This window comes from Pseudomonas sp. NBRC 111133, from assembly GCF_001320605.1.
Lineage (GTDB): Bacteria > Pseudomonadota > Gammaproteobacteria > Pseudomonadales > Pseudomonadaceae > Aquipseudomonas > Aquipseudomonas monteilii.
Genome location: NZ_BCBJ01000043.1, coordinates 49,927 through 73,811 on the forward strand (window position 1 = coordinate 49,927; position 23,885 = coordinate 73,811).

The 23,885-nt window shown below is 61.4% G+C and carries 22 protein-coding genes; 2 read left to right on the forward strand and 20 right to left on the reverse strand.

Annotation, left to right across the window (positions count from 1 at the left end):
* The 6 genes from APH36_RS08645 to APH36_RS08670 all read right to left on the reverse strand — a co-directional run bounded on the left by APH36_RS08645 (position 1) and on the right by APH36_RS08670 (position 12,085).
* Positions 1-360, reverse strand: a complete 360-nt coding sequence (locus APH36_RS08645; protein ID WP_060498294.1) for a hypothetical protein — start codon at positions 358-360, stop codon at positions 1-3.
* Positions 357-8,981 carry a DUF1983 domain-containing protein gene (locus APH36_RS30655; RefSeq protein ID WP_082426359.1) on the reverse strand — a complete coding sequence of 2,875 codons (8,625 nt, stop codon included), beginning with the start codon at positions 8,979-8,981 and terminating at the stop codon, positions 357-359. Before APH36_RS30655 ends, APH36_RS08645 begins: the two co-directional genes overlap by 4 nt.
* A gap of 56 nt (positions 8,982-9,037) precedes the next feature.
* Entirely contained in the window at positions 9,038-9,556 is a 519-nt protein-coding gene (locus tag APH36_RS08655) for a KilA-N domain-containing protein (protein ID WP_024087007.1), read from the reverse strand.
* 257 nt (positions 9,557-9,813) lie between these two features.
* Positions 9,814-10,443 carry a tail assembly protein gene (locus APH36_RS08660; protein ID WP_060498295.1) on the reverse strand — a complete coding sequence of 210 codons (630 nt, stop codon included), beginning with the start codon at positions 10,441-10,443 and terminating at the stop codon, positions 9,814-9,816.
* A gap of 42 nt (positions 10,444-10,485) precedes the next feature.
* Positions 10,486-10,836 carry a hypothetical protein gene (locus tag APH36_RS08665; protein ID WP_060498296.1) on the reverse strand — a complete coding sequence of 117 codons (351 nt, stop codon included), beginning with the start codon at positions 10,834-10,836 and terminating at the stop codon, positions 10,486-10,488.
* An 811-nt stretch (positions 10,837-11,647) separates the two neighbouring features.
* Positions 11,648-12,085: a hypothetical protein gene (locus tag APH36_RS08670; RefSeq protein WP_060498297.1), complete on the reverse strand. Its 438-nt coding sequence runs from the start codon at positions 12,083-12,085 to the stop codon at positions 11,648-11,650.
* 206 nt (positions 12,086-12,291) lie between these two features.
* On the opposite strand from APH36_RS08670, the gene APH36_RS08675 reads away from it, so the two are divergent.
* Positions 12,292-12,555 carry a hypothetical protein gene (locus APH36_RS08675; RefSeq protein ID WP_023662116.1) on the forward strand — a complete coding sequence of 88 codons (264 nt, stop codon included), beginning with the start codon at positions 12,292-12,294 and terminating at the stop codon, positions 12,553-12,555.
* Positions 12,556-12,757: 202 nt separating this feature from the next.
* Here the strand turns inward: APH36_RS08675 and APH36_RS08680 are convergent, their stop codons facing one another.
* Genes APH36_RS08680 through APH36_RS08725 form a run of 10 tightly spaced genes read right to left on the reverse strand, consistent with a single transcriptional unit; the run spans position 12,758 to position 20,975 of the window.
* Positions 12,758-13,513 (reverse strand): C40 family peptidase, encoded by a 756-nt coding sequence (locus APH36_RS08680; protein ID WP_060498298.1) that lies wholly within the window; start codon positions 13,511-13,513, stop codon positions 12,758-12,760.
* A gap of 2 nt (positions 13,514-13,515) precedes the next feature.
* The gene (locus APH36_RS08685) at positions 13,516-14,265 is read right to left on the reverse strand and encodes a phage minor tail protein L (protein WP_060498299.1); all 750 of its coding nucleotides are present in this window, start codon (positions 14,263-14,265) and stop codon (positions 13,516-13,518) included.
* Between the two features lie 9 nt (positions 14,266-14,274).
* Entirely contained in the window at positions 14,275-14,613 is a 339-nt protein-coding gene (locus tag APH36_RS08690; protein ID WP_024086990.1) for a phage tail protein, read from the reverse strand.
* A complete protein-coding gene (locus APH36_RS08695) occupies positions 14,613-18,071 on the reverse strand; it encodes a phage tail tape measure protein (RefSeq protein WP_060498300.1) in 3,459 nt (1,152 codons plus the stop codon). The genes APH36_RS08690 and APH36_RS08695 overlap by 1 nt, the downstream gene beginning before the upstream one ends.
* A gap of 3 nt (positions 18,072-18,074) precedes the next feature.
* Complete coding sequence (locus APH36_RS08700) at positions 18,075-18,383, reverse strand: DUF1799 domain-containing protein (RefSeq protein WP_374754786.1); 309 nt, start codon at positions 18,381-18,383, stop codon at positions 18,075-18,077.
* Positions 18,384-18,388: 5 nt separating this feature from the next.
* A complete protein-coding gene (locus APH36_RS08705; RefSeq protein WP_060498301.1) occupies positions 18,389-18,772 on the reverse strand; it encodes a phage tail assembly chaperone in 384 nt (127 codons plus the stop codon).
* A gap of 9 nt (positions 18,773-18,781) precedes the next feature.
* Positions 18,782-19,441 (reverse strand): phage tail protein, encoded by a 660-nt coding sequence (locus tag APH36_RS08710; protein WP_060498302.1) that lies wholly within the window; start codon positions 19,439-19,441, stop codon positions 18,782-18,784.
* A 39-nt stretch (positions 19,442-19,480) separates the two neighbouring features.
* Positions 19,481-19,909 carry a phage tail terminator-like protein gene (locus tag APH36_RS08715; protein WP_060498303.1) on the reverse strand — a complete coding sequence of 143 codons (429 nt, stop codon included), beginning with the start codon at positions 19,907-19,909 and terminating at the stop codon, positions 19,481-19,483.
* On the reverse strand, positions 19,906-20,580 hold the full coding sequence (locus APH36_RS08720; protein WP_060498304.1) for a hypothetical protein: 675 nt from the start codon (positions 20,578-20,580) through the stop codon (positions 19,906-19,908). The genes APH36_RS08715 and APH36_RS08720 overlap by 4 nt, the downstream gene beginning before the upstream one ends.
* Positions 20,581-20,582: 2 nt before the next feature.
* Positions 20,583-20,975: a hypothetical protein gene (locus APH36_RS08725; protein WP_060498305.1), complete on the reverse strand. Its 393-nt coding sequence runs from the start codon at positions 20,973-20,975 to the stop codon at positions 20,583-20,585.
* A gap of 40 nt (positions 20,976-21,015) precedes the next feature.
* On the opposite strand from APH36_RS08725, the gene APH36_RS08730 reads away from it, so the two are divergent.
* Positions 21,016-21,237 (forward strand): hypothetical protein, encoded by a 222-nt coding sequence (locus APH36_RS08730; RefSeq protein WP_060498306.1) that lies wholly within the window; start codon positions 21,016-21,018, stop codon positions 21,235-21,237.
* A gap of 4 nt (positions 21,238-21,241) precedes the next feature.
* Here APH36_RS08730 and APH36_RS08735 read toward each other — a convergent pair whose 3' ends face one another.
* From APH36_RS08735 to APH36_RS08750, 4 genes are read right to left on the reverse strand one after another with little or no spacing between them, the layout of a single operon-like run.
* A complete protein-coding gene (locus APH36_RS08735) occupies positions 21,242-21,619 on the reverse strand; it encodes a hypothetical protein (RefSeq protein WP_060498307.1) in 378 nt (125 codons plus the stop codon).
* Between the two features lie 3 nt (positions 21,620-21,622).
* Positions 21,623-22,060: a HeH/LEM domain-containing protein gene (locus APH36_RS08740; RefSeq protein WP_047934284.1), complete on the reverse strand. Its 438-nt coding sequence runs from the start codon at positions 22,058-22,060 to the stop codon at positions 21,623-21,625.
* A gap of 47 nt (positions 22,061-22,107) precedes the next feature.
* Entirely contained in the window at positions 22,108-23,085 is a 978-nt protein-coding gene (locus APH36_RS08745; protein ID WP_047934281.1) for a major capsid protein, read from the reverse strand.
* Between the two features lie 3 nt (positions 23,086-23,088).
* Positions 23,089-23,862, reverse strand: a complete 774-nt coding sequence (locus APH36_RS08750) for a hypothetical protein (RefSeq protein ID WP_047934279.1) — start codon at positions 23,860-23,862, stop codon at positions 23,089-23,091.
* Positions 23,863-23,885: the final 23 nt, after the last annotated feature.

Below are 23,885 nucleotides of genomic sequence, written 5' to 3' on the forward strand. Positions count from 1 at the left end.
TCAGGTTTTGGGGTGTTGCTGCTTGACCTTCTGCAAGGTCGTGTAGAAAGGCTCAGCCTTGGGCATGAGCCCCTGATCCATGGCGTGCCAGAGCATGTCCAGCTGTTCCTCGATGGGCGGGTACCCGTCCCGGCGCGCCAGGTCATAACTGATCTCAGGCGTGTAGGACTCAAACTCGCCGTCTATGTACTTGAAGCGCCCCTGCGGCGCCGTGCCAAGGTGCAGCACGCCGCCCATGGCGTGGTCATTCAAGTGCAGGCGCTGGGAAGTGCCTGACTGAATAACCACATTCTGCTGATCCGTAACAAAGTACGAGACGACCTCATACGGATCGCCCTCATCCAAGGTCAATCTGCTCATCGTTTGCATACCACCGCAAGAATCGAGGCGCCGTTAGTGTTACCGGCGTGGTTTGAGGAAAGGGTGTAGGTGTGCGTGCCAGGCCCCGGGTAATCCATCACACCGCGACTTGCTAGCGTTGAGTTCTGGGGCCGCTCCGTCCAGAGCAGAACGCCGTTACGGGTCATGCTGATATCCGACTGATAGGTTTGCGTCAAAGACCCCTGCAGGAACACCGGATAGTTGCCATCGAGCGTTACAGTGACGCTGACCGTGTTGGACCCTGCGAAAGCGCCTACCGGGATCGTCACCGCATTACCCCGGATGCGCAGCGTGTCCACCTCCGCCTCACCAATCTTCACGGTGGTGATGGCACCGTTCGTGATCTTGGCGTTACCGATACTTGCGTCCCGGATATACGCATCACTGATGAACGTCTGGTTGCCGACCACGGCAAACGGGCTTGAAACTGCATCGCCAGAAGGGTTGAGAATCGCAAACCTGTTTGCCAGGATCGCGAACGTCGATTGCACCGCGCCTTTGGAGTTGTCGATGCTCAGGCCAAACCCGGCCACATGGCGGATGCCATTGGCGGTAATCTGAACCTTGACCACTTCCGAGGCGTTCGCCACGCCATTGAGCTGGTTGAGCGTCGTGCTGACTCGCTGTACAGATGCAGTCGTCTCCCCCAAGGTCGACTGCGTGGTCTGGATTTGCTCGCTGAGCGCCGAATCGGCGTTGGTCCGTGCCGTGATCTCGTTCTGGATCGCTGACTGGGCGCTGCCGACCGATGCAGACAACACATCGATTCGCTGCGTCTCGGCAGAGAGCTTTTCACCCTGCTGGTTGACGGTGCTGGTCACGCTACTGACAGCGTTCGCCGTGGCGGCTTCGGCCTCCGATACCCGGCGCGCCACGATATTGCACCACAGCGCCCGGCCGCTGCCGTCCGAAGGTTCCAGGCGGGTCACGAACCGTGCCGATACGGCGCCGGCCGGGGCGGTGATCCGACCGGCATAGGCTTTGAAAGAACCAAGCCCGGACACCACCGCAAAGGCGTCCAAGTAGCTGATGGCCGCGCCGGCTTTGTCGAAGAACTGCATTTGCATCCGGGCCATCTGCCCGCTGGTCATGTAGCCCGCGAAGATATCGGCCGACAGGTCGAACTGCTCGCCGCCCTTGGTCAACACGTTGCGCTCAAGGCCGCAGAAGCTGTTGCCATAGAACGCAATCGCTTTGCTGGCCGAGGGATGCGCCGAAACCCCGACAATCACTGGTCCAGCCGTCCAAGGATCTGAAACTCCGTCTTCGAACGCCCCCCGCAAAATGAGGTTATCTGGCTGCTGCCCCATGGAGGCCTTGATCTGGGTGATCAAGGCCGCCTGGCTCGTCAGCGTGGTGCCTTGCTGCGAGACCGTGGAGCCTAGCGTCTGCAATGCAGAGGCATCCGCCTTCAGCGCCACTTGCGACAACGCAGACTGGGCAGCGGCTGCCGCATCCGTGGCCACCTTGTCCGTCACCGCCTGCCAGGTCGTGCCGCTCCACCGCTTCGGCGTGTTGGCGTTGCCGGTGGTGTCGATCCACAAGTTCTGAGCCAGCCGATCCGCCACAGCCGGCGCGGTGGATTGATATAACACCTTGCCCTTGGCGCCAGCAGCATCGGCAGCCGCCTGGGCGGCCTGTTGCGCCGTAGTGACGTTGCCGTTGGTAGTGGTGAGGCTGTTTTCAAGGCTCGTGGTCTTGCTCGACACGCTGACCAAGTCCGCGCCCTGCTGGGTCACCTTGGAACTGAGGGAGTCAACCGCTGCTGATGTTGCCGCCTGCTGCAGCGCCACTACCTGCCCGTTGTCTCGCCAGCCGCTCGCTCGGGTCCCCGCCTCCACCTGGTATTGGTCCGCCTCAATGAACCCGTCGCTGACATTGGCCCCACCGTAGACGACCACGGACGGGTACACAGCATCGGTGGCAGCATCCACCGTGAATGTATGGGTCAGGCGAACCCATGCGTCGCTGGCATCAGTCCTGGTCGAGCCCCAAGAAGTGGTGTTCGAACCTGAGGCATTGACGCCATAGACTTGCAGCAGAATGCGCAGCCCTGGGGTGCCGCGCATGTAGACAGAAGCCGTGTAAGTCTTGCCAGGCGTAACCTTGAATCGCCGTGTCGACTTCACATAGACCCTGGCCCAGAGGCTGGGGCCCAGCCCCGTGACGTCAAGCCTCTGAGCTCGCCCAGGCGCTATCGTCGACGGCACCAAGCTCGGTGCTCTGGTCCCGCCAGTACCGTCGTACCACCACTCGTCTGCCACCCCTGAGGTTGTGCTCTCCTTCTCGAAAGATGAGTTGTAAACCAGGTTCTCGCCGCCCACGTCACCAAGGCTGTTGTCCAGCTGAGTCAGTTGGTTCGATGCGCTGGTAATCCCGGCTTCGTTCGCGCTGACGCGGCCGGTAAGGGCTGAGGTAGCCTGCGCGTTGGCGGCGGTGTCAGCTTTCACCTGAGTCAACGAAGCATCGATTCGGGTGATTGCCTGGCCGTCTGCGGTGATCTGCTGCCCCTGTTGCGTAACGGTGTTGGTCAGCGCCTGAAGCGAGGAGGCCTCGGCTTTTGTCGCGACCTGGGACAACGCGGACTGAGCAGCAGCTGCAGCATCGGTCGCTACCTTGTCAGTAACCGCGACCCAGGCACTTCCGCTCCAGCGTTTCGGGGTGTTGGCATTACCTGTGGTGTCAATCCAAAGGTTTTGCGCCAAGCGGTCTGCGGTGACGGGCACAGCCGACTGCACGATCACCTTGCCCTTGCTGCCCGCCAGATCGGAGGCCGCCTGAGCTGCCTGCTGAGCCGCGGCAACATTTCCGTTTGTGCTCGTCAGCCCCGACTGCAGGTTCGTGATCAAAGACGACTGCGATGCAAGTCCTTGCTCATTCTGCGTGACGCGGGATGTCAACGCGCTTGTAGCAGAGGCATTGCTGTCGATTTGCACCTGTTCGGTGACGTCCTCGATGATGAAGTAGTCGACCGAGACCTTGCCACCAACGGCATCATAGCCAGTGATCAGCATTGGGGAGATCCAGGCAGTCCCCGTCTTCATGCGTTTCGGGTCAGTGATCGTTCCCGCGCCGGCGGCCCCGCTCTCTGCACCAATCGTATGCCCTTTGACGTAGATCGTGGCCTCCACCCACGTACCTACCGGCAAGGTTACGGCCGACATGAGCACGTAGTGAGACCCTGCATGCGTATTGGCGCCACTTGCGCTGATACGGGTTGCCCCGTCTTCGGCAAAAGCGTCGAGCCCCATGTAGGTCCTGGCGGCCCCTGCACCTTGGGACAGTTGCTGGACTCTTCCGGACAGCTTGTAGAGACGATCTGGCTCGAACCTGACCTTCCGAGACGACGCCACCCAGCAGTTCAAGTTACCTGAGCCACTGTCGAGCGTCATGGTGGCGCCGCTCACGTTCCCGGCAGTTTTCTCGTACGTGATAGTCGTACCGGGGTTCGTCACCGTACGGACCCAGCTGTCGGTTGCCATGTCACTGAAGACTGACTGGTAGACCTTCTCCGAATTGCTCAGCACTCGGCCCAGACTGGCGCTGATGTTGGTGAGTGACTGCCCCTGGGCTGCCAGGTTTGTGCCCTGCTGAGTGACTGTGTTGGTCAGCGCAGCTACGGTTGAAGCGTCAGCCTTGGTTTGAACCTGATTCAAGGCACTGCTGGCTGCAGCCGCCGCGTCAGTTGCGACCTTGTCGGAAACGGCCTCCCAGACCGTACCCGTCCAGCGCTTGGGCGTGTTCGCATTTCCGGTCGTATCGATCCATAGGTTTTGAGCCAACCGATCAGCCACCGACGGCGCGGCAGACTGAACCAGCACCTTACCCTTGCCACCAGCCAGCGCCGAGGCATCCTGCGCCGCCTGCTGGGCGGCAGTGACGTTCTGATTGGTCGTAGTGAGGCTCGCCTGGAGCGCAGTCAGCGACTGGCCTTGGGCTGTGGAGGTTCCTTCTACATTGGTCACACGGTTTGTCAGCGTCTGGACTGCGCTCGCATCGGCCTTGGTTGCAACCTGATTGAGCGCCGATTGGGCAGCAGCAGCCGCATCCGTGGCGACTTTGTCCGTCACTGCGACCCACGCCGAGCCGTTCCAACGCTTGGGCGTGTTGGCGTTTGCCGTGGTATCGATCCAAAGGTTCTGGGTCAGTCGATCCGCCACGGCCGGCGCAGTCGACTGGTACAACACCTTGCCCTTGGCCCCGGCTGCATCGGACGCAGCTTGTGCAGCCTGCTGCGCCGTCGTGACGTTGCCGTTGGTAGTTGCCAGGCTGTTTTCCAGGCTGGTGGTCTTGCTCGACACACTGGTCAGGTCGGCGCCCTGCTGGGTCACCTTGGCGTTCAGCGCTTCCACCGCTGTCGCGGTCGACGCCTGATTGCCACTGTTGACCTGGCCGTTGTCGCGCCACCCGGTGGCCAGCGCGCCTTCCTCGATCTGGTACTGGTCGCCCTCGATAAAGCCGGCAGACGCCGACGCGCCGCCATACACCACAAACGCCGGGTAGATTTGCGCGGTATTGGCATCAGCGGTGAACGTGACCGATAGGCGGGCCCACGTGTCGCTGGCATCAACACGAACTCCGGCCCACGAATTGCTGCTGACGCCATCGGCGCTGACGCCATACACCTGCGGCAGAATACGTAGGCCGGCCGTGCCGCGCATGTACACCGAAGCGGTGTACGTCTTGCCAGGCACCACCTTGAACCGGCGGTTGGCCCGGCCATAAACCCGCGCCCAGCTGCTCGAAGTCAGTCCTGCCACGTCAAGGCGCTGAGCAAAACCCGGGGCCAGGGTGGAGCCAACCAGCGAAGGCGCCCGGCTAACCGGAGCGCTCGAACTGTCATACCACCAGCCATCGGCAACCAGCGGTGTGGTGGGGTCCGGCGTGTCGAATGACGGGTTGTAGACCAGGTTCTCGCCGCCCACCAACGGCAAGGCCGCATTGATTTTGGTCAGCGACTGCCCCTGCGCGCTGAGGTCCTGGCCGTGCTGGTTGACCTCATTGCTCAGGGCCTGGACGGTCGAGGCCTCGGCCTTCTTGGATACGCTGTCGGTCAGCGAGACGATGGCCGAACTCTGCGAGCTTAGCTGCTGATCCTGAGCCACGTCCTTTTGCTCGGTGGCCGTTACTCGGCTGGTCACCTGTTGCAGGGCCTGTGAACTGGCCTTGCCGTCGATACTGGTCTGCATCCCATCCATGCGGGTGGCCTGGGACGACAGTTTGCCCTCGGCCTCACTGACCCGGGTGGCCACGTTGTTGACCACGGTGGCATCGGCCTTCAAGGCGACCTGAGACAGCGCCGACTGGGCGGCGGCCGCCGCATCGGAAGCCGCCTTGTCCGTGACCGCCACCCAGGTGGTACCGTTCCAGCGCTTCGGCGTGTTGGCGTTGCCCGTGGTATCAATCCACAGGTTCTGCGCCAAACGGTCAGCAACGGCCGGGGCCGCTGCCTGGATGATCACCTTGCCCTTGCCACCCGCCAGCGTGTTTGCCGCATCTGCGGCCTGCTGGGCAGCGGTCACGTTCTGGTTGGTTGCCGTCAGCCCTGACTGCAACCCGCCGATCTGCGACGCCTGGGCCGTGCTCTTGCCGTCCAGCGTGGACACGTCGGTTTCGACCTTCGACACACGCGAAGCCGTGCCGGCCGCCGTGACAATAGCCTGGCCAACGTCGGTCCAGTAGGTCGCGTCCGGCGGCGGGGTGTTCTTCGGTACAGCCTTCAGCGCCTGATACAGCTTGCCATCAGATCCCAGCACGCCCTGGTTGGTGGTGTAGGTTTTATCTTTGTTGTACGGCAGCGAGCCGGCCAGCGCGGACACATTGTTTATTTGCTGCTGCAGGTCGGCTTTGGCAGCGTCGACCTCTCCATCCACAACGGCGATCTGCTGCTCGAGGGCAGATTTAGCGTTCGCGACATTCTGGTTTGTAGCAGCAATCTGCTGCTCCAGATTGCCCTTGGTGGTACTGAGGGCATCGTTGACCTCGCTGATCTGCTGAGCCAGCTCGGTCTTGGCGGTACCCACTCGCTCGTTCACCGACCCAGGGCCGTTGCCATCGATAAGGTCGATCTTCTCGGTGAGTTGCTGGCCAAGGTGGCTTTCGAGGATCTCGCCAGCGATCTGCTCAAGGATTGGCCCCGCATCGGCGCTGGCCGCACCGGTTACGTAGGTACCCTCGACAGGGTAGAACGGTCCAATGTTGCCAGACCGATCTACTAGGCGCGCCCAGAAGTAAAACCGCTGGCCAGCACGCAGGCCCTGCATGACGTATTCATTTTGCGGGTACGCCAAGTCAGCCAGCTTGGTAGCCAAGCTCAAGTCTGTACCCTCGCTGTACCACAGTTCGGTACGCTGCGTGTCATCGGCACCGGTCGGGAAGCCCCACTTGATGCCGATTCCGAATAGAAGGCTTTCTGCTTCGAGGAAGGTGACAGATGGCGGCGAGCCCTCCTTTCCTGTGAGCTGGGTAAGGACAGAACTCGTCCACATCGATGTAATGTCGAATGCGCTAACCGCTCGCACCCTCGCCAGATAAGCACCAGCGTAGATACCGACTACGTCCACAGACGCTGCCCCAGTGCGCTGCACGCTTACCCAGTTGCCATTGTCCTTGCGCCACTCCACGTCATAGGCGACAGCACCCTCCACTGCCGGCCAGGCGATGGTCATGGTGCTGACGGCGATGCCCTGGTCGATCATGTGGGCAGACGACAGCGTTACGCTGGCCGGGGGCTGCACGGTTGTCACCGGGATCACGCTGATCGGACGCTCATCCAGCTTGGCGCCGGTGTCGATCGCCGCGAACTTGCTCGGATTGAACTCGAGCGCGGTGATCTCGTAGTCACCTTCCTGGGTGCGGGTGGTCTTGAGCACGCGAAACAGCTGCACAGCGAGATCGTCGTAGTCGATCGCCCACTGCAGCTCCGGCTCTGGCTGCAAGCCGTATGCAGTAGTCACAGTCACGGCACGCCCGCGGACGGATGCCACAGTGCGCGCCTGAGCGGTCCCGTTCGGCAGGTTCAGGATCAGCCGGTCACCAGCTTTGATCGGCGTGTCACGGTCCAGGGTGATAACGCGGCCAGCTGCCGCCCAGATCCGTCCACCGTTCGGACGACCCGCCACCAATTCGTCAGCTACGGGAATGACGTAGCCAGGCAGGGGAATCCGGCCTTCCATGCCAGTCTTGAAGGTGACGGTGCGGTCCTGACTGTTGCTGAGCAACGCCCACTTGCCGCGGCGCTGAGCCTCGGACGCACGGGTGCACCCGATGGCTGAGATTTCCACCGGACGGTCCCGGTACCGGCGCTGGAGCGCGTTGTCCGTCACCGGAATGACGTCGGTGTCGTAGTTGTTGGCCGGGTTGTCGTAGCTGACCAGGGCGCGGCTGTAGTGCGTATTGCGCTCGGCACCGCCGTAGACGAACTCACCATCGATGACGTTCGCCCGGGTGAACACGTAGTCGATGTCCTGGGCGCGCGGCATGTCCGCCTGCATGAACAGGGAGCCGTGGGCCCAGTACACCATGCCCCGGTAGATTGCCGACAGATCGCGCAGCAGAGTCCAGGCCTCGGCGCGGCCCTGCAAGTTCATGTCGCACAGGAAGCGTGGCTCCTGACCACCCTGCCCATTCGGAACCTGCTGGTCGCAGTACTGCGCGATGCGGTACATCTCCCACTTGTCGACCATCCACGACTTGATGCGCTTGCCCAGACCGAAGCGATCTTCCACGCACACGCCATAGGTGACGAACGCAGGATTGTTGGTCCAAGCCTGCTTGAAGGTGCCGTCCCATGCGCCGGTATAAGTACGCGCAATAGGATCGTAGTTGCTCGGCACAGGCCAGCGCTTAGCCTTGCACTTCACTGTCACGGCCGGGATGTTCTGGAACTGCTGAGCATCGAACTCGATGTACAGCAGCGCGGTATTCGGGTAGCGCAGCTTCTGGTCGATGATCTCGGTGTAGCCAGCGATGGTCATCGTGTCGGCCACAGTGCCGCTGTTGGCATTCGGAGTGATGCGACGCACGCGCAGCATCCAGCCGGACGTTGCTTTTGGCAGGTTCACGCGCACCGAGCGCTGGTAGCCATTGGTGGTCTTGCCGTCCACCGCCCCCAAGTGTGCCTCGACATAGGCGCCACCATCGGTAGCGATATCGATGGCGTATTCAATGCGGTAGCCATTGGTATTGCCACTGCTGTCCTGCTGCGCCAGGCGCGGCCAGACCATTCGCACGCGCACAGCCGAGAGCTGGGTGTTGCTCAGAGCACGGGCAAATGGATTGTCGCTACGCAGCTCCACATTAACGGTGGTCTCGTTCTCGATCGCCGGGATGCCTTGGATGTAGTCCTGCTCGACCGAACCTGGTCGCCACTCCCACTTCACCCCGGGGAAATTCACATTGCCGCTGGTATCAACGATCGGGGTATTGTCGAGGAAGATGTCACGGTCAGTGGGAGCGCCGTCGAACTCACCCTCGCCCACGGCAATTAGAATCTTGCCGATGTTGGTCGACTGTAGGCTGTCAGGAGCCTCGACAGGCGTTTTCGGCTTGCTGCTGCCGCCCTTGGCGCCAGTGATATCCAGTTGATCTGCTGGGCCCATGCTTTCCTCCGGGCAATAAAAAACCGCCCGGAGGCGGTTGCTATGTCGAGCGGCGCTCAGGCCGCATCGAGTCCTAACGTCATCTGAAGTTGTTCGCGCCAGTACTCGACCTGATGAACCAGAGCGGGTTTGCGCCCCTTCCATCGAGCCAGTTCGCGTCCACTTAGGCTGGCGACCTGCTGTCCATCGTCCAGCGCGCGGCAAGCACGATCGAACTGCTGCTTTTCATTCAGCTCACCGCGCAGCAGAGCGTCAATGTGCAGGTCGCACCAGACTGAGAACTTCATATCTAGCCATCGCGCAAACACGACCGCCAGCTTCGGATGGAGCCATGTCCCCGGAGATTTGCCGCCGCGAGCAGTACGCACCAGACCAAAGTGACCCTGAGTCACTTTGGTGTCTAAGCCCAAAGCATCCGCCATCACCTGCATGTACAGCTTGGTATCTTCCTGCTTGAGCCAATCCACTGGACGCTTGCCAAATCGCTTGGCCACATCGGTAGCGTTGACCCAGCCCTCGCTATTGAAGCGAACGGCCTGGCCTTCATAGTGGAACGGAATGACGTTGTTGTTCATGGGTAGCTCCTTCCGCCTGAAGAAGGCGGTGCAGGCAGGGGCGTAGGCGGAGCAAAACCGTCCCTTTTCGGTTGATCTGACCTAGCCTGCACCGGTATCCCCGAGGGGATTCGCGGGCACAAAAAAGCCCCGACACGCTTTCACGTCCGGGGCTTTGGCATTTCTACAGGCATAAAAAAGCGCCGTTAGGCGCCGATCTCATGCAACTTGTACAACGTAGCTGAAAAGTACTGAAAAAGTGCAAGGCAGTCAACTGACTAGACCTTATCTTGCGCCTCGATGGAGGCAGAGATAATCGCCCCGCCCCAGCGGCGGTCGCCGATGCAGATAGGGACAGGGTTGCCGCTGGCGGTGGTGTTGTTCGCACTGCCGAAGGCGTAGGACGGTCTGTTTTCGGGCGCGGCGCTGGTGGATAACCCCTTTGGCTGAGGGCTGAGCATCTGGATGACGCCGCCGATGGCCATGGATGCACCAACCGCAGCCGCAACGCCCCAACCACCTGCACCAGCCGCGAACGCTGCGCCAAATCCACCTGTAGCAATCGTCGCGGCAGCGATGAGCGCGATACCTACAACCGTCTGCAGTAACCCGCCCCGCTTGCTTCCACCGATTACTGGAACCAGGCGTAACTCGCGGACGCCGCCACGACTAAACTCGTCAGCCCCGACATTGTGCCGATTCCGGAATACCGCAAAGCGCAACCCCATCCCATCAAGGCGGCGAATCTCATCTTCGAACCCAGCCAGGGTGGCTGCCAGAGCTTTAAAAGCCTCCCAGGTATCCCCGCTGTCGAGCTGCCGCCGGTGGGTGCGACCGAACTTCCGTGCCAATGAGCCGGACAGCTTAATGGTTGTCATGGGGGTGTACTGAATCGCTGAGCCGGGCATACGTTTCTCCAGGCAAGAAAAAACCGCCCGGAGGCGGCTTGTTCAGAGGCAGCTCTTAACTGCCTCAATTCGTCGACTTTTCCTCCAGTCCATCAGACCGGTCTGGAAGTAAAGGTTTACATTGGTTTTATCGTGCAATGCTTGGAAATCAGCAAACTCAACCTCACCAGCGCTGATTACTGTCTTCCCTCCTCCCGCCAATGGCTGGATGGCAGCAGCATAGTGGGCGCCCATCAGCGATTGATTCTGCCAAGAGAACAATACGCACTCTGCGACCTGATCTACGGACTTCAAACTGTTAGCGGCATAAGCCGGCCCGTCAGCACGCTTTTCATTCATCGAAGCACACCCAGCCAGCAACGCCAGCCCCACCGCACCGATCAGAATTCGCATGTGATCCCTCCTTGATGAAGGAAGAAATTTACCATTCAGCCATGCCAGAACCCAAACAATCGCATAGCTATCATACACAGTCTGGGGTAACACGATCGCGACACGCCGGAGAAGGTGTTGGCTTGCCTGCCGGCGGCTCAGCCGGATTGGCTTTTCCAATGACCTCTATCGATATCTTTCCATCAGTGCAAGGAGGGTCACTCGGAAGTCTAATTGTGGGGGCTTGACCAAGCGCCATCGTTGCTGAGCCGCCCGTTGCCAGCCTTACAGTCGAGATGAAACTATTTAGCGCGCTAGTTGCGGTCTGCGTACCGGGAGTAGACGCGGTGCCCACCTTGGCAAGGGTGCCGTTCTCTCTTAAATCGACTGAGAACTGTGAACTCTCAAATGGCTTCGGCTCGTACCGAATAAGGCTTTGATGGCCTTGGGGAACCATATTCCACTCAGTAATATAGGTTACTGTACACAGGGGCACTTTGCTCATGCCTCCTGCGTAATGGGTCATAACACCATTTTTATCGAGTATTCGGTCGTGAATATAGTAACTAGGCTCAGGCACCAAGCGGTAGAAGGGAATGCCCTCACAGAACTCGCCTCTGCATGCGTCAGTCAATTTATCATAGAAAATAACTTTGCCTGAGCACCCAACCAGTGCTAATGCGAATAAGAGATTTAATGGATGCCTCATACCCCTACCCCCGCCAGAAATAGAACATAGACACCACAGGAGCATAGACAGGATTTATCTCAATGATGAGTACAAAAGCCCAGCGCGAGGCTGGGCATTGCGAGAGATCAGCACCAAAATGCTTTAAGGCGTTGGCCGCTCATTCGACCTTTCTATCAGAACCCTTTTTTCCTCAGCGTCACAGGTGATCAAGACAGTTGAGTCCTCAAGAGAAACTCGCGTCACTCTTGCGCCTGGCACATTCACCAACTGCTCTACATGCCTTGGCGGGGAGTTCAACTGAGCGATGATTTGAGTGCTGGCCTCTTCGCATCTCTCAAAAGCCATAGGCATCGAGCTTGACTGGGTGATTGCCGATGCTCCCCCGGAACAGAAAAGGCAAAACACTGCGACTACAGAACACCCCCTTCCTATACTGAGAGCTACTTCCGAAGACTGAGGGATCACCTCGACCTCGGAATCGGATTTCTTAGTCTGTGGCTCGTCATTCGACTGGCTTTCCTCCTTTGCACCTTCCCGCAGCATCTTTTCCAACGATTCAGCCATGCTGGAGTAGTCCATGTCCTTGATCCTTCGCTGGCGGCATTTGCTCAATGCTTTGAGCAAGCATAGACCGCGAAGGTTTCAGAAACTGGTCGGGCATCCAGCTTGGATAGAAAGCCAGTAACCCGACTGCCTGTTGCCGTAGTAGCGTTATGCCTCCAATGAGCCGCCCCGGTCCGTTGCCGGAAAGCCCATGGACTGGGAATCAATGCCTAGGAAGCTCAATGCAGACAATTTTCCCGTATTTTCTCATCACCCGTGATGAAGAGGTCGTAGCGAAAGCTGCAGAAATATCACTGACCGGCGTCGAGGAGGCACGCGGCATTCACGCCTTCTTGGCTGAAATGAAATTCGATCAAGTTCGAGACGCACTGGTTTCGACTGGCAAGGAAGTCGCTTTGATCCAGGCTCACGAGCTGCAATACATCCATGCGCTCGGTGACTTGGCCAGGCTGTTCGGGCACCTCAATCGAGTGCCGTCCCGCTAAACAGCAATTCTCCGTTAACTACCTCAATTCGACTGCCTTCACTGAGGCTATAAGGGCCGCTGAGCACATACTCAGCGCGCCCGTCCTGAACATCGAGCTCAACTGGTTCGCGATCAGGGACTTTGCGGAGATGCCCACGCCAGGCGATGACTGGCTTATACGGATCATTGCTGTGCATATTCACTCCTGCGGCTCAGCCGCTTCATTTCGCGTCTTGATGACGCAATACGAGGCGCGCCCGGTCGAGCCAGGGGCCGCCGAACACGATGATTTCTGATGGCCTGCCGAGCAGGTGGTGCAGCATGAAGGGGCCAGGCCCGAAGACTTGGGCGTGCTCCTCGGGCAGCTGTGCGTCGGCGCCCAGGTAGATGCCGGCATGGTTCGGGTGCGCGGTGCGTCCCACTGCCATGACGACCATGTCGCCGCGTTGTGGCTGGCCGACTTGGTAGAAGCCAGCGGCCTCGTATGCCTGTTCATAAAGGCTTGGGCCATCTGCCTGCTCCCACCACCCGTCCTCCCGGGCATAGGTCGGGAATTCCAACCCCCACTCGCGCTTGTACCAGTCCGCGCAGACCTGCCAGCAATCCCAGGCGCCGTGCACGAAAGGACGCCCAAGCAGTGGTGTGTGACCGGTTGGCGTGACGCTTCGCAGGTCGCCTTCCGGCCACGACAGGATGTACCAGGGCAGACCCGTGGCTTCGCACATGGCAAGGTCGCGTGGCGACGGCTTGCTAGTTGCGTCCGGGTGGGAGTGCACGATGCCGATTACATCGCCCTGGTCCTCCGCTTCAGCATACTGCTCCGGCGAAATCCGGAACTCTTCAGCAGGGTCGGCGGCGGCGTTTTCACACGGCATATACCTGTGGGAGCGGCCAACAGCGATGATCAGCCCGCAGCACTCGCGCGGGTACTCCGCCGCAGCGTGCGCTTGCACGGCGGCGAGGATGTGTTTGCGCATGGTCAGCTCCGTGCGATGAGGGAAACAGCCGGGAAGCCGCCAAATGGCAGCCGGTTGCCCTGGCCGAAGCGAACGGTACAGCCTGAGTCGAGGCAGCCGTTGCATTGGTCCTTGGCCGGATCGTCCGTGGGGTTGCCGTCCAGGTCATAGTAAGGGCCGGTGTATCCGCAGTTCGGACCACGGTATCCGGCAGTCATTGCCCAGTGGCATAGCTGGGTCATCTGCCGGCCAATCGTCTCCCCGCCCACATCGCCCGGGCTGGCCAGCTCCCAAGAAACAGTAGTGCCGTTCTCGGACACCTTCTGGTCGATGTACCAGACCTCGATGGCTTCCTCGGTGGGGTCGGCCTCCGGGTTGCCTGCCGGAAAATTCACCGCATCCAGGTAACGCGCCATCGTGTGGCGCATGGTCAGCTTGAACTCGAGCAGGTTGTCGAAGGCCAGGCACAGGGCTGTGATCCGGCCGTTGACGTTGCCCACGGTCAGCGTGGGGCGCACGGCGGTACCGTCCGAGTTCGCTTCGATGCCATCGATCTGCATCGGCCAGGCGCCGTACTCGTTACCCTGCCACCAGATCGATTTGGCCGGCAGCTGGTCGGCGTTTGCACCAGCGGCGGTCAGCTCCTCGGCCGTGTGCGGAATCGCATGCCCGTGGAACCTGAGCATGTCGGCTCCGAAATCCGAGCCGTCCAGTTCGAACAGCAGGACCTCGTTGCCGGGTTCCAGGGTCTGGATGTCTTTGATCAGTGACATGGACATTCCTTACGGGTGGAAAGCCCGCTCAAAGGTGGCTGATATTTTGAACCGACCGCCGCCCACAGGGGTGGGCTTAGGGTCTGCGCAGGTGAACAGGCCCAGATCACCGAGCGGCGTAGACCAAAGGAAGGCCTTGGCGCCGCCGTGCCGGTCGAAGAACTCCATGATCTTGCGGACCTGTGCCTTCGTGCCGGTTACGGTGATCGGGTAGCTGTCCTCTTTGTTGTTGGGGCCGTCACCCACCACCTGCCGGTACCCGCCACCAAACTTGGATGCACGGACCCGGTAGGTAATATCTGGCGTCTCTCCGCGCTGTGTTGGCCAAGTGAACGTTTCGATGGCCATCAGCCCCTCCTGTTAATTGCGCGCCAGATCGAACCACCCTGCCGTAGCCCGGCGGCGATGGCCTTCTCGACTTCAGCCTTGGTGGCAGCCTGGATGCCCTGTCCGACGGCAGCCAGGTCCTGAGACGACTGACCCCCTGAGGATGACTGCCCAGACGCATCGACCTGAACCGATACCGGGAAACTGTACGAAGCCCCACCACTAGCGCTGGAGATCTGGCGGGGTACCGCCGTCGGCGTCACCAACCCACCATCTGCGTAGCCGCGACTGTTCAGGGTTTGCAGGTAATCGAGCATTCCTGGCTGGCTGACAACTTCGCGACGCAGTACGAACTCACCGGCATGAACAATGCCAGCAGGTTCATACTTGCCACCATCTCCTGTGTAGCCACCGTCAGAGAATCCATACGCGGACGAGTACCCGGCCTGGGATGCTCCCAGGTTGGACGACACCGCGCCTGCAGACCCAGCCTCCATACCGTTACCAGTGCCTCCACCGAAGTAGGCGGAGGCCGCAGTGGCACCCCAGCTCACCAAGCTACCCAGTAGGCCAGAAGCAGCCTGCTGTGTTGCGATGCGAGCCATATCGGCCAGCACCGACTTGGTGAAGTCGGCGAACGAGAACTTGCCCGTTATGGCGAAATTCACGACCGCGTCCTCCATCGAGCTGAAGGCGTTGGTGAACAGGGATCTCGTCTGCCCGGCAACATCCCGGGCCTGCTCCAGGTAGTTCTGGAATGCCGACGACGCACCCTTGCGCCAGTCGCCTTGGGCAGCCGTCATCTGGTCGTAGTTGGCGATGGTAGTTTCCTGCAGGTTCTTCTCGGTCTTGCTCAGAGCCGCCAGCTTCTGGTTGTACTCATCGAGGCTCATGCCACGGGAGCCGTCACCGTACTGGTTGGCCAGGTCCAGGCGCTGCTGGTTCATCCGATCAGTGATGCCGTTCTGCTGATCCTGCAAGCCGCGCTGGCGATCACCGAGCCCAAGGCTGTCGGCGGAGCGCTGCCCCTGCTGTCTCAGCGCCAGGACCTGCTGGTCGAGGGCGTCGGTGTAGGCCTGCACTGCCCTCGCCTGCTTGGCCAACCGGCCCTGCTCATTGGTCGCCAGCACCGAAAGCTCGGTATCGGCGTCCTTCTGTGCCTTAACCATGGCCGCGCGGGCATCGGCGATTTTCTGGTCGAGCTGGATTCGCTGTTGGGTGCTGGTACTGCTTCGCCCCTTGGCCTCCTCCAGCGCCTTGATCTCTGCCTCGTAGGCGTTCGTGACCTCGGCCCTCTGCTGCTCGATGATCGCAGCGCGTTGGGCGGCATACGACTCCTGTGAGATAAGCCCGGCCTTCTGCGCCGCCTCCAGTTCCTTCTGATGATTCTTGTACTCGCCCAGGATGGCGCTCAGCGCGTTCTTCTGGTCGTTGAATCCGGAGAGGTCAACCGACGTGGTGCGCCCTGCAGAATCCTTGAACTGCTTGGCGATGTCGGCCTGCACCCGGGCGATAGTCTCAGGCTTAAGCCGCTCATCATTCGGGTTGACCTTGCGAATCGCATCCAGAGATTTGTTGTACTCCTTTAGTGCATCCGCCCGCTTTTCAGCGTTGGTCCTGGCGGACTTCTCCAAGGCGTCGATCTTGCCGATTGCAAGCACCGCCGCCTGTTGCTGCTGGGCGTCCAAGGCGCGGGCGCTGGCTATCGCTGCAAGCGTGTCCCGCTGCTGGATAAGCCCCTTCAGCTCAAGGTTGGCGTTGGTGAGCTTCTTCTGAGCGTCACTGTCGTCCGCATCAGCATTCACAGCGCTCTGTGCCGCAGCGACCTGGCGTTGCATGTCAACGATCCGACTCGCAATATCCTGATCCCGGCCAATGTTCTTGACCGAGTCGACCGTGGCAGCAACCTCACCACGCAGCGCTTTCCAGCCGCGCTCCCAGATCGACAGATTCTCGGTGACCTCCTTGCTGCGGTTTTTGATGGTATCGACGTAGGTGTCGGTGAGCAGCTTGGCGGCCCCGATGGTGTCGCCCTGCTCCTTCAGCGCAACGATCTGCGAGTATGTCGCCGCGGTCAGGAAGTTGTACTGCTCGTTGAGGTCTTTGGCGGCGGCCACCGGGTCTTTGCCGATCTTCACGAACTCGGCAACGGTCTCCTCGACTGCCTTGCCGGTCGCCGAGCGCCACTCCAAAGCGGCTTCGGTGATCTCGACGAAGCTGCCAGCGGCGATCTTGCCACTGCCGGCCAGCTGGGTGAGTACCTCGGCCGCGGCGCCGGTGGTACCGACAGTCGCGGCGACCTCGCGCGCCATGCCAGAAAGCCGGTCCGACGTCGTGCCGGCCGCGTTGCCGGTGGTGATCAGCGCTTTCTGGAAACGGACCGCCTCTTCGCTGCCTGAGTAATAGGCATAGCCGAGCACGCCCACCGCTGCAGCCGCGACCGTGAATGGGTTGACTAACCCCATGACATAACCGCCCAGGGCTTGGACGGCCGGACCTACGCCCCCGAACATATCCTTGAGCTGGCCACCCTGTTGCAGCAGCACAGTGAGCGGCGCCTGGCCACCCTGCAGGGACACCACGATGTCGGTGAACTGCGCCGGCACGCCGCGCAATGCCGCAGCCGTGGCCTTGGCCGACATACCAGTCTTATTCAGCGCAACATCGGCGCCGCCCAATGCGGTGCGCGCCTGGTCGATTTTCGCCTGGTACTCGCCGAAGGTCCCCGCATCGAGCGCGCCACTGGTGCGGAAGCCCTTCAGCTTCTGCTCCATCTGGTCCAGGCGGCTCATTGCTGCGACGGTCGGGTCGATCTTGCCCAGGAGTTCCTCAAGGGCCTGCCCTTCCTCCCGATGCGCGCTGGCAGCCTTCTTCGCCGCTTCCGCCTGGCGCTCCTCTGTGGCGATGAGGGCTTGGGCCCGGCTGTTGATGGCCGCCTGACGACTGGCACTGTCCGACAGCACGGCATTCGCCTGGGCGGTGACCTCGGCGCTCTGCTCGGTCGCCCGGTTCAGCGACTGCACGTACTGGCTGGCTTCCAGCGAGGCCTTGGCCACGGCTAGAATCCTGGCCTGCTGCTCGTCGGCGGATTCGGCGGCGCGCCGGCCGGCCTGGGCGCCGGCATCCGTGGCGCTGGTGAGTGCCTCCTGCACCTTGCCCGCCTGCGCGGCCTCGGTCCGGAACGCCCCCATGTTGGCGGCGGCGCTGCTGAACGCCGTGGAAGCGCTGGTAACGGCGCGCCCCACGGTGGCCATCTGCTGCGCCAGCTCGGCCTGCTTGGCGTTGAGTGACTGCAGCTCCTGGACGATCTGGCGGGTGTCACCTTGCAGGCTGCCCAGGGCAGTCTCCCAGGCGCGCCCAGTTCGCCCAGCCGACTCCTCGCTGCGCTTGCCGGCGTCCGTCAGCTGGTCGAGGTTGTCCTTGGCCTCGACGGCATCACCGGAGTCGATCTGAAGACCGAGAGAGGCAATGGTGGTCATGATCTACTCCATCGATTCGGCCATGACGGCCAGTGCCTCGAACTCCATGACGCGGAGATCGGGAAAAATGTCGGTGAGGTCTCGGCGTTTGATGCCGAGCATTGCGGCCGTTGCGGGGATGGCGGCATAGTCCAGGCCGGACGGACCGCCCGGCCCAACCCGCCACTGCGTGCCCATTGCGTCGAAAAGCCGAAAGGCAGGCCAAGCGTCTGGCCAGACCCCCACTTCCTCTTCAGGGATGTCTGCCAGGGTCAGTCCCAGCGTGGCGAGTTGCTCCGCGGATGGCCCCCGCTCATAACAGGCCCGGGCCACCGCCCTCAGTTTCCCAAGCGGGCCGGGCTGTAGGCGGCCTGGAAGGCATCGATTACTGCCTTTGGGGCGCCGGTACAGGTGCGGACCAGGTCAAGGATCGCCTCCTGACTGAATTCGTCCTCCAGATCCCAACCGGTGACGATCTCGCCCAGCTGTTCAGCCTGGAGGGCGATCTCGCCGGCGGTGACCTCTTCCCAGGTCGCGCCATTGTTCTTGGCCTTTTCTGCCCAAGCGTCCCGGGCCTTGTTCCAGCGATCGAACATCCCGGCCAAGGTGACGCGATCCATGTAGCGAAACTCGAACTCCACGGGGGCCGGGTCGCCGCCGATGCGCGGGACCTGCACTACCGCGGTAAAGGTAGGGTTCTGCGCAATTTTGATCTTCGCCATGGGGGCTCCTTACGCGCCGGCCAGGTAACGGACGGGACGACCCGACAGCGCGATGCTGATGGTACGGGTCATGAGGTTGTTACGTTCCATCGTTGGGGTGGTGGTGATGCTCACGTAGCCCGGATAGAGGATCTGGTCGCCATTTGGCAGCTTGAGACGCACCACAGTCAGTTCCTTACTGTCGCCATAGGCCTCAACCAGCCCAACGTAGGCTGCGGCAGGCTGATCCTCGACGGTGATCGACAGCGTGATGGGGTTGCGGTTGGTGGGGAACTGGCGATCGTCGTCGTCCTCCAGATACCCGACAGTGAGGTACTGCTGCTCGCCGCCGGAGGAAGTGAAGGCAGTCACCTTCGAAATCTGGGCCCAGTTGGTCACTGGGATCACAGAGCCCAGGCCTGCACCGTCGGTGTACTTGTCAGTGTTGGTGGTGTTCAGGCCAGCAAGCGAGAACTTGTCGGCGGCAACACTGGCCGCGCGGACAGCACGGTCGTTAATCAGCGACCAACCAGAGCTGACTACAAGCACATCGCCGTTCTTGATGGTGTGTCCTGCCGCGCTGGCCACAGGCGGCGCAGCATTGGTCAGAGCAGTGAAGGCTACAGCAGCGGCGAGTACGCTGGCGATTTCCAGCACGGAGCCGTTCGGCAGCGGGAAGCGTGCGGCCATGGGTTGTTTCCTCTTGATAGCCCGCCAGGCGGCGGTTGGTTATGCCCCAGCGGGCGGTTGGTCCGCGACACCGCGGTAGGTGAAGCTGGCCGGGACCGTGTAGGTCGCCGACTCGGTGATGGTTGAGCCCTGGTCAACTGGTTCGGTGACCAGGCCCTCGAAGCCGTTGCGGCTGAGCGCCGAGTCCAGCTGGAAGAGGCTCGAAAGCTCACCTACCAGGCTCTCGGCGGTAGCCAGTGGCTGGCCCGCCGGGCAGACGATGCTCAGCTGATAAACGCCGGTGTACTCGTAGGCATCACTGCCCAGATAGCGGCAGGTGGTGCCCGCCGGCAGTTGAAAGGCCTGCAGGTAGATTTCGTCGGGCCCGGCCTCGAACCCCTGCTCGAAGTTCGCGACCCGGATCGGGCGCGCCGCAGCCCAAGCCATCAGCTTGATCTCGATGGCCTGCCTGGCTCGTGCTTGGCTCATACGCTGTTGTTCCTGATGGCTTCTTCGACGATGCGCTGGAAGTTGGCCAGGGTCACCCTGACCATGCCGGCCGGCGCCTGGGTTGAATGGCCGTACTCCAACGGCACGGCATATGCCAAGTTGTTCACGATGTACGCCGTCTGGCCGATGGTCAGCGCCTGCACCTGGGTAATGAGCGCGGTGATGGCTTCGCTACCCGACGGGTCGATTCGGTCGAGCTCTTCGGTTGCCGGCGAATCGATAGAGAACTGCCAGTTGCCTCGGAAACGCCCGCCGACGTAGCCCTGACCTGCTACCAGGCCATTGGTGGCGAAGTTCTGCTCGCGCTCGGTCTTGGTGAGTGGCTTGGCATACTTCACGCCCTTGCGCAGCTTGCCGGCCTTTGTGAAGTTGTCCTGATTCAAGTTGATCAGGGTGTTGCGCACCGCGACCTTGAAGTCGTAGTCATCGGCTGCCCTGGTGGCCTTGGTCCGGTGTGCTACGTTGGCCGCCCACAGCTCCGGGTTGCCGACCGGCGACATGCGGATTACGCTGCTGCCGATCTCGATCACGATCTCGCGGAAGGTAGCGTCCAGAGCCTGCTCGGCCAGCTCGGCGAACGCCCGGATGCTCTCGGCGAATCCGCCCTCAAGCCCGCCGTATCGCTGGGTCATGTGTGAGCCGCGCGGCATGGTCATTTCCTCAGCTGAATGGTCCAGGTGGCTTGGGCTGGGTCTTCGGACACGTTAAGCGTTCGGTAGCCGCTGATTTGGTCGCCGATTTTGGGCGAGGCCGGGGCTTCAGTGACCAGACCAGCCTGCTCTTCGAACAGCTCGTTCTGGAGCACCAGCAGCTTCACGTCCTCGGTCTGGATACGCGAACCGTCGATTTCCTTGGCTAGGTAGCTGCCGAAGACGCCGCGCCCGGTGTAATGGATGGTCGAGGCCGGGACGGTGCCACCAATCTCGGGGTCATATCCGCCCTTCACAGTGCGGCTCCCTGCAACTGGCTTCACCGCATCGGCCAGACCATCTGGATCGTCGAACGCCTCCGCCAGTTCGGCCTGGAGTTCATCGCGCATGCCCATGTGAAATACACTCCTGCCTATTCCTACGGAGACAAACGACATGAAAAAATCTGAATGCGAAGCCGCTATACGCCAACTCGCCCACGACTGGGCAAGCGGCCAGCCCCGGTCGCCCGACTGGCATCCAAGCTTTACAGACTTCAAGGAGTGGCTTGGCAACCGGGGATTTGGTCACTACCTGGATTTCAGGAGCGTGATGCCTGCTGTAGACGAAGCCGAGCGTTGGTTTGACCAGGAACTCGGGCAAACCTCAAGAAACTGATCTCTCACACTCGCTTCAGCATCACGGTGCCAGAGCGCCGGATCCAAGGAGCAATGAGGTCCAGGGCGAAGTTCTCGCCAGCGGAGCGATCTACAGACCCCGCGACGTAGGTTTTGCTGGTCGAGGTGCCAACCTGGGCCGACACCGTCTTGCTCTGCACCTCGCGCTGGGTGTCTTTGTAGAGCTTGCCGGCCGCAGCCAGCTTGGCCACCTGCGCGCCAGCAGTCACGATTGCATCTGGTACCGGATCCGGCACCAGGCGCTTGATCTTGGCCGTGAGCCAGGCGTTGGCCATGGAGACCGCGAGGACCGCATCACCGTCGCCTGCCCAGTCCTGCCCGAGCGCCTGGTCGACGTCAGCGACGGTGATGAAGTCGGTCATGGCTTATTCCTTCGGGATCAGGGCCTGCAACTCGGGCTTGTTGAGCGAGGACTCAAAGGCGATGCCCTGGGCCGTCAGCCAGGCCTTCAACTGCGGGACCTTCATTTTGTGCGGATCGGTTTCATCGTCGCCACCGCCCTCGTCCTCGATCGCCTTGTCGATCTCGGCCTGGCTGCTGACCGGGGCGTAGCCGTCCGGCGGGTAGGCGGACGCCTTGTAGCCCTCCGCCACCCACTGAGCGATGGTTGGGCCGTCCAGGCGCAGCCCTTCCTCGATCTCGCTGACGCTGATGCCCTGCCGCTGGTAGGCCTCGCCGATGTGCGGAGCATCGCCCTGCACGGACACCGAGGTAGCGCCGTCGATCACGCCAAAGAACTGGTCCAGACGGCGATAGCAGGTGCCGCGCTCGCTGCCGGGGGTGTTGGTGTAGATAACTTTCATGCTGATCTCCTGCGCAGGGCGCCAGGCCGGCGCCCCGCATCATGGGGTCAAGGGGTGGCGGTGCCGCTGATGACCGCGGCGAACGGAACCTGCTTGCGGTCGAAGACGCGCTCCCAGTTCGCAGCGCTGGCGTACTGAGTGGCAGTCGGGCTGAGGTTCTGGCTGTTGCTGCCTTTCCAGCTGAAGCCGGCCGGTTGCAGGATGTAGGTCTTGCGCTCCCACAGCACCTCGGCGCCGCCGCCGTTGCCGCCATCCGGTTTGCGCTGCATTTCGACCGGCATGTGCGGGCTACCCTCGCCATAGCCGAATGCGCCCTGGCCGAAGAACAGCGACAGGTACTGGCCTGGGGCGTAGATCAGGCCGTCATCCATGAACACCGGCTTGCCCAGATAGGTCGCCAGGATGATCTTGCCTTGAGAGTCGCGCAGGTACTCGATCATGTCCTGCTTCACCATCTGGTTCATCACGACCGAGTGCACGCCGATAGCGGCGAACATATCGGCGGCGTCACCGGCGGTGAAGGCAGCGTCTTGGAAGGCGTTTGCGCTGATTGATGCGCCAGCGTCCTTCACCATGTCGCCGCCATTGTTGGCGATGTTGGACGCAATCACACCGCGGGCCGCGCCCATCAGGTAGCGTTGCCACTGACGGGTCCAGTAGGTGCCGAAGCGGTTGCGGATGTGCTGCATTGGCTCGGAGTTGGCCAGCTCCGCGGTCAAGTCTGAAACGCCGTAACCCTTGTTGAGATACAGGGTCCGGGCACGCATGCTGCCCTGCTCTGCCTTGCCAACCTCACCCAGATCGTCTGGATCATCGTTGGAGATGTTCGGCGCCTCGTCGGCGTCGAGATCCTGCCAGTAGCTGATTTCGGAAGTGCCTTGGCCGTTCTTCGCGATACCGTCCAGAGTCGCGGAGCGGGTGATGATGCCCGACTCATAGACGGCAGTCTTTTCTGGGGAATTTACCGGCTCCAGAGTGCCGTAGTAGTCGGCAACGAAGATGTCCGACAGTTGGGTAGATGCCATGGATTAGGTTCCTCGGGTGGCTTGGAGTTTTTTGAATGCGTCGGGGTTGTCACGAGCCATCGCAGCACGCTCGGTCTCGGTGTACTCGCCCCATTTCTTCGTGGCCTTGCCACCGTTGTCGCCGGTCTGCCCGGCACCCTGAGCCCTTGGCCACAGGTGGGTAGCGGTTTCGCGCAGCGATTCCGCCCATTCGAGGGGAGACAGCGGCGTTTTGCCGTCCTTCCCGTACACGACTTCGCCGGCACGATCAGTGGCGATAGGCTCGCCGTCTTCGCTCAGTTTGAAGGTGCCACGGGCGCGGAGGATGATGTCCTCGGCGGCCTCTGGCAGCGCGCCGGCCTTGATGGCGGCAGCGCGAATGGAGTCAGCCAACACCTTGTCACTGTACTTGGCAGCAAAGGCTTCAGCCTTGTCGGCGCGCTCATTGGCGGCCTTGACCTGCTTGTCGAGGTCGGTGCGCAGGCGCTCGGTGCGGCGGCTGATGACTTCGTCGAGCTTGCCCTCAGCGATCAGCTTGGTTTCTTCGTCCTGGCCGGCCTTGGCCAGCAGGCCCTTGACCGCCTCGATGTCCAGGCCGTCGAACTGACCTTTCAGCTTGTCCAGCTCAGCCTTGATGGTCTTGTTGGAGCCGATCAGCTCGGTGTTTTTGGACTTGAGGCCCGAGACCTCGCCATCCAGGAATTTCTGCACCTCGCCGCCCAGCGCTGCCTTGAGCGCGGCGGTTTGGGTTTCGTCGAGGGTGAGACCGTGGGCGGCCGGGTCGAAGTCAAAAGGCATGTGGCTATCCCCTTGGGATTGAT

Excerpts from the sequence above, each read along its gene's own strand:
- APH36_RS08645 (WP_060498294.1), bottom strand. The coding sequence starts at position 360 with ATGAGCAGATTGACCTTGGATGAGGGCGATCCGTATGAGGTCGTCTCG.
- APH36_RS08715 (WP_060498303.1), bottom strand. The coding sequence starts at position 19,909 with ATGAGCCAAGCACGAGCCAGGCAGGCCATCGAGATCAAGCTGATGGCT.
- APH36_RS08705 (WP_060498301.1), bottom strand. The coding sequence starts at position 18,772 with ATGGCGAAGATCAAAATTGCGCAGAACCCTACCTTTACCGCGGTAGTG.
- APH36_RS08685 (WP_060498299.1), bottom strand. The coding sequence starts at position 14,265 with ATGTCACTGATCAAAGACATCCAGACCCTGGAACCCGGCAACGAGGTC.
- APH36_RS30655 (WP_082426359.1), bottom strand. The coding sequence starts at position 8,981 with ATGGGCCCAGCAGATCAACTGGATATCACTGGCGCCAAGGGCGGCAGC.
- APH36_RS08725 (WP_060498305.1), bottom strand. The coding sequence starts at position 20,975 with ATGGGCATGCGCGATGAACTCCAGGCCGAACTGGCGGAGGCGTTCGAC.
- APH36_RS08660 (WP_060498295.1), bottom strand. The coding sequence starts at position 10,443 with ATGCCCGGCTCAGCGATTCAGTACACCCCCATGACAACCATTAAGCTG.
- APH36_RS08745 (WP_047934281.1), bottom strand. The coding sequence starts at position 23,085 with ATGGCATCTACCCAACTGTCGGACATCTTCGTTGCCGACTACTACGGC.
- APH36_RS08655 (WP_024087007.1), bottom strand. The coding sequence starts at position 9,556 with ATGAACAACAACGTCATTCCGTTCCACTATGAAGGCCAGGCCGTTCGC.
- APH36_RS08710 (WP_060498302.1), bottom strand. The coding sequence starts at position 19,441 with ATGGCCGCACGCTTCCCGCTGCCGAACGGCTCCGTGCTGGAAATCGCC.
- APH36_RS08695 (WP_060498300.1), bottom strand. The coding sequence starts at position 18,071 with ATGACCACCATTGCCTCTCTCGGTCTTCAGATCGACTCCGGTGATGCC.
- APH36_RS08750 (WP_047934279.1), bottom strand. The coding sequence starts at position 23,862 with ATGCCTTTTGACTTCGACCCGGCCGCCCACGGTCTCACCCTCGACGAA.
- APH36_RS08675 (WP_023662116.1), top strand. The coding sequence starts at position 12,292 with ATGCAGACAATTTTCCCGTATTTTCTCATCACCCGTGATGAAGAGGTC.
- APH36_RS08730 (WP_060498306.1), top strand. The coding sequence starts at position 21,016 with ATGAAAAAATCTGAATGCGAAGCCGCTATACGCCAACTCGCCCACGAC.
- APH36_RS08690 (WP_024086990.1), bottom strand. The coding sequence starts at position 14,613 with ATGGCCATCGAAACGTTCACTTGGCCAACACAGCGCGGAGAGACGCCA.
- APH36_RS08680 (WP_060498298.1), bottom strand. The coding sequence starts at position 13,513 with ATGCGCAAACACATCCTCGCCGCCGTGCAAGCGCACGCTGCGGCGGAG.
- APH36_RS08740 (WP_047934284.1), bottom strand. The coding sequence starts at position 22,060 with ATGAAAGTTATCTACACCAACACCCCCGGCAGCGAGCGCGGCACCTGC.
- APH36_RS08665 (WP_060498296.1), bottom strand. The coding sequence starts at position 10,836 with ATGCGAATTCTGATCGGTGCGGTGGGGCTGGCGTTGCTGGCTGGGTGT.
- APH36_RS08670 (WP_060498297.1), bottom strand. The coding sequence starts at position 12,085 with ATGGACTACTCCAGCATGGCTGAATCGTTGGAAAAGATGCTGCGGGAA.
- APH36_RS08720 (WP_060498304.1), bottom strand. The coding sequence starts at position 20,580 with ATGCCGCGCGGCTCACACATGACCCAGCGATACGGCGGGCTTGAGGGC.
- APH36_RS08735 (WP_060498307.1), bottom strand. The coding sequence starts at position 21,619 with ATGACCGACTTCATCACCGTCGCTGACGTCGACCAGGCGCTCGGGCAG.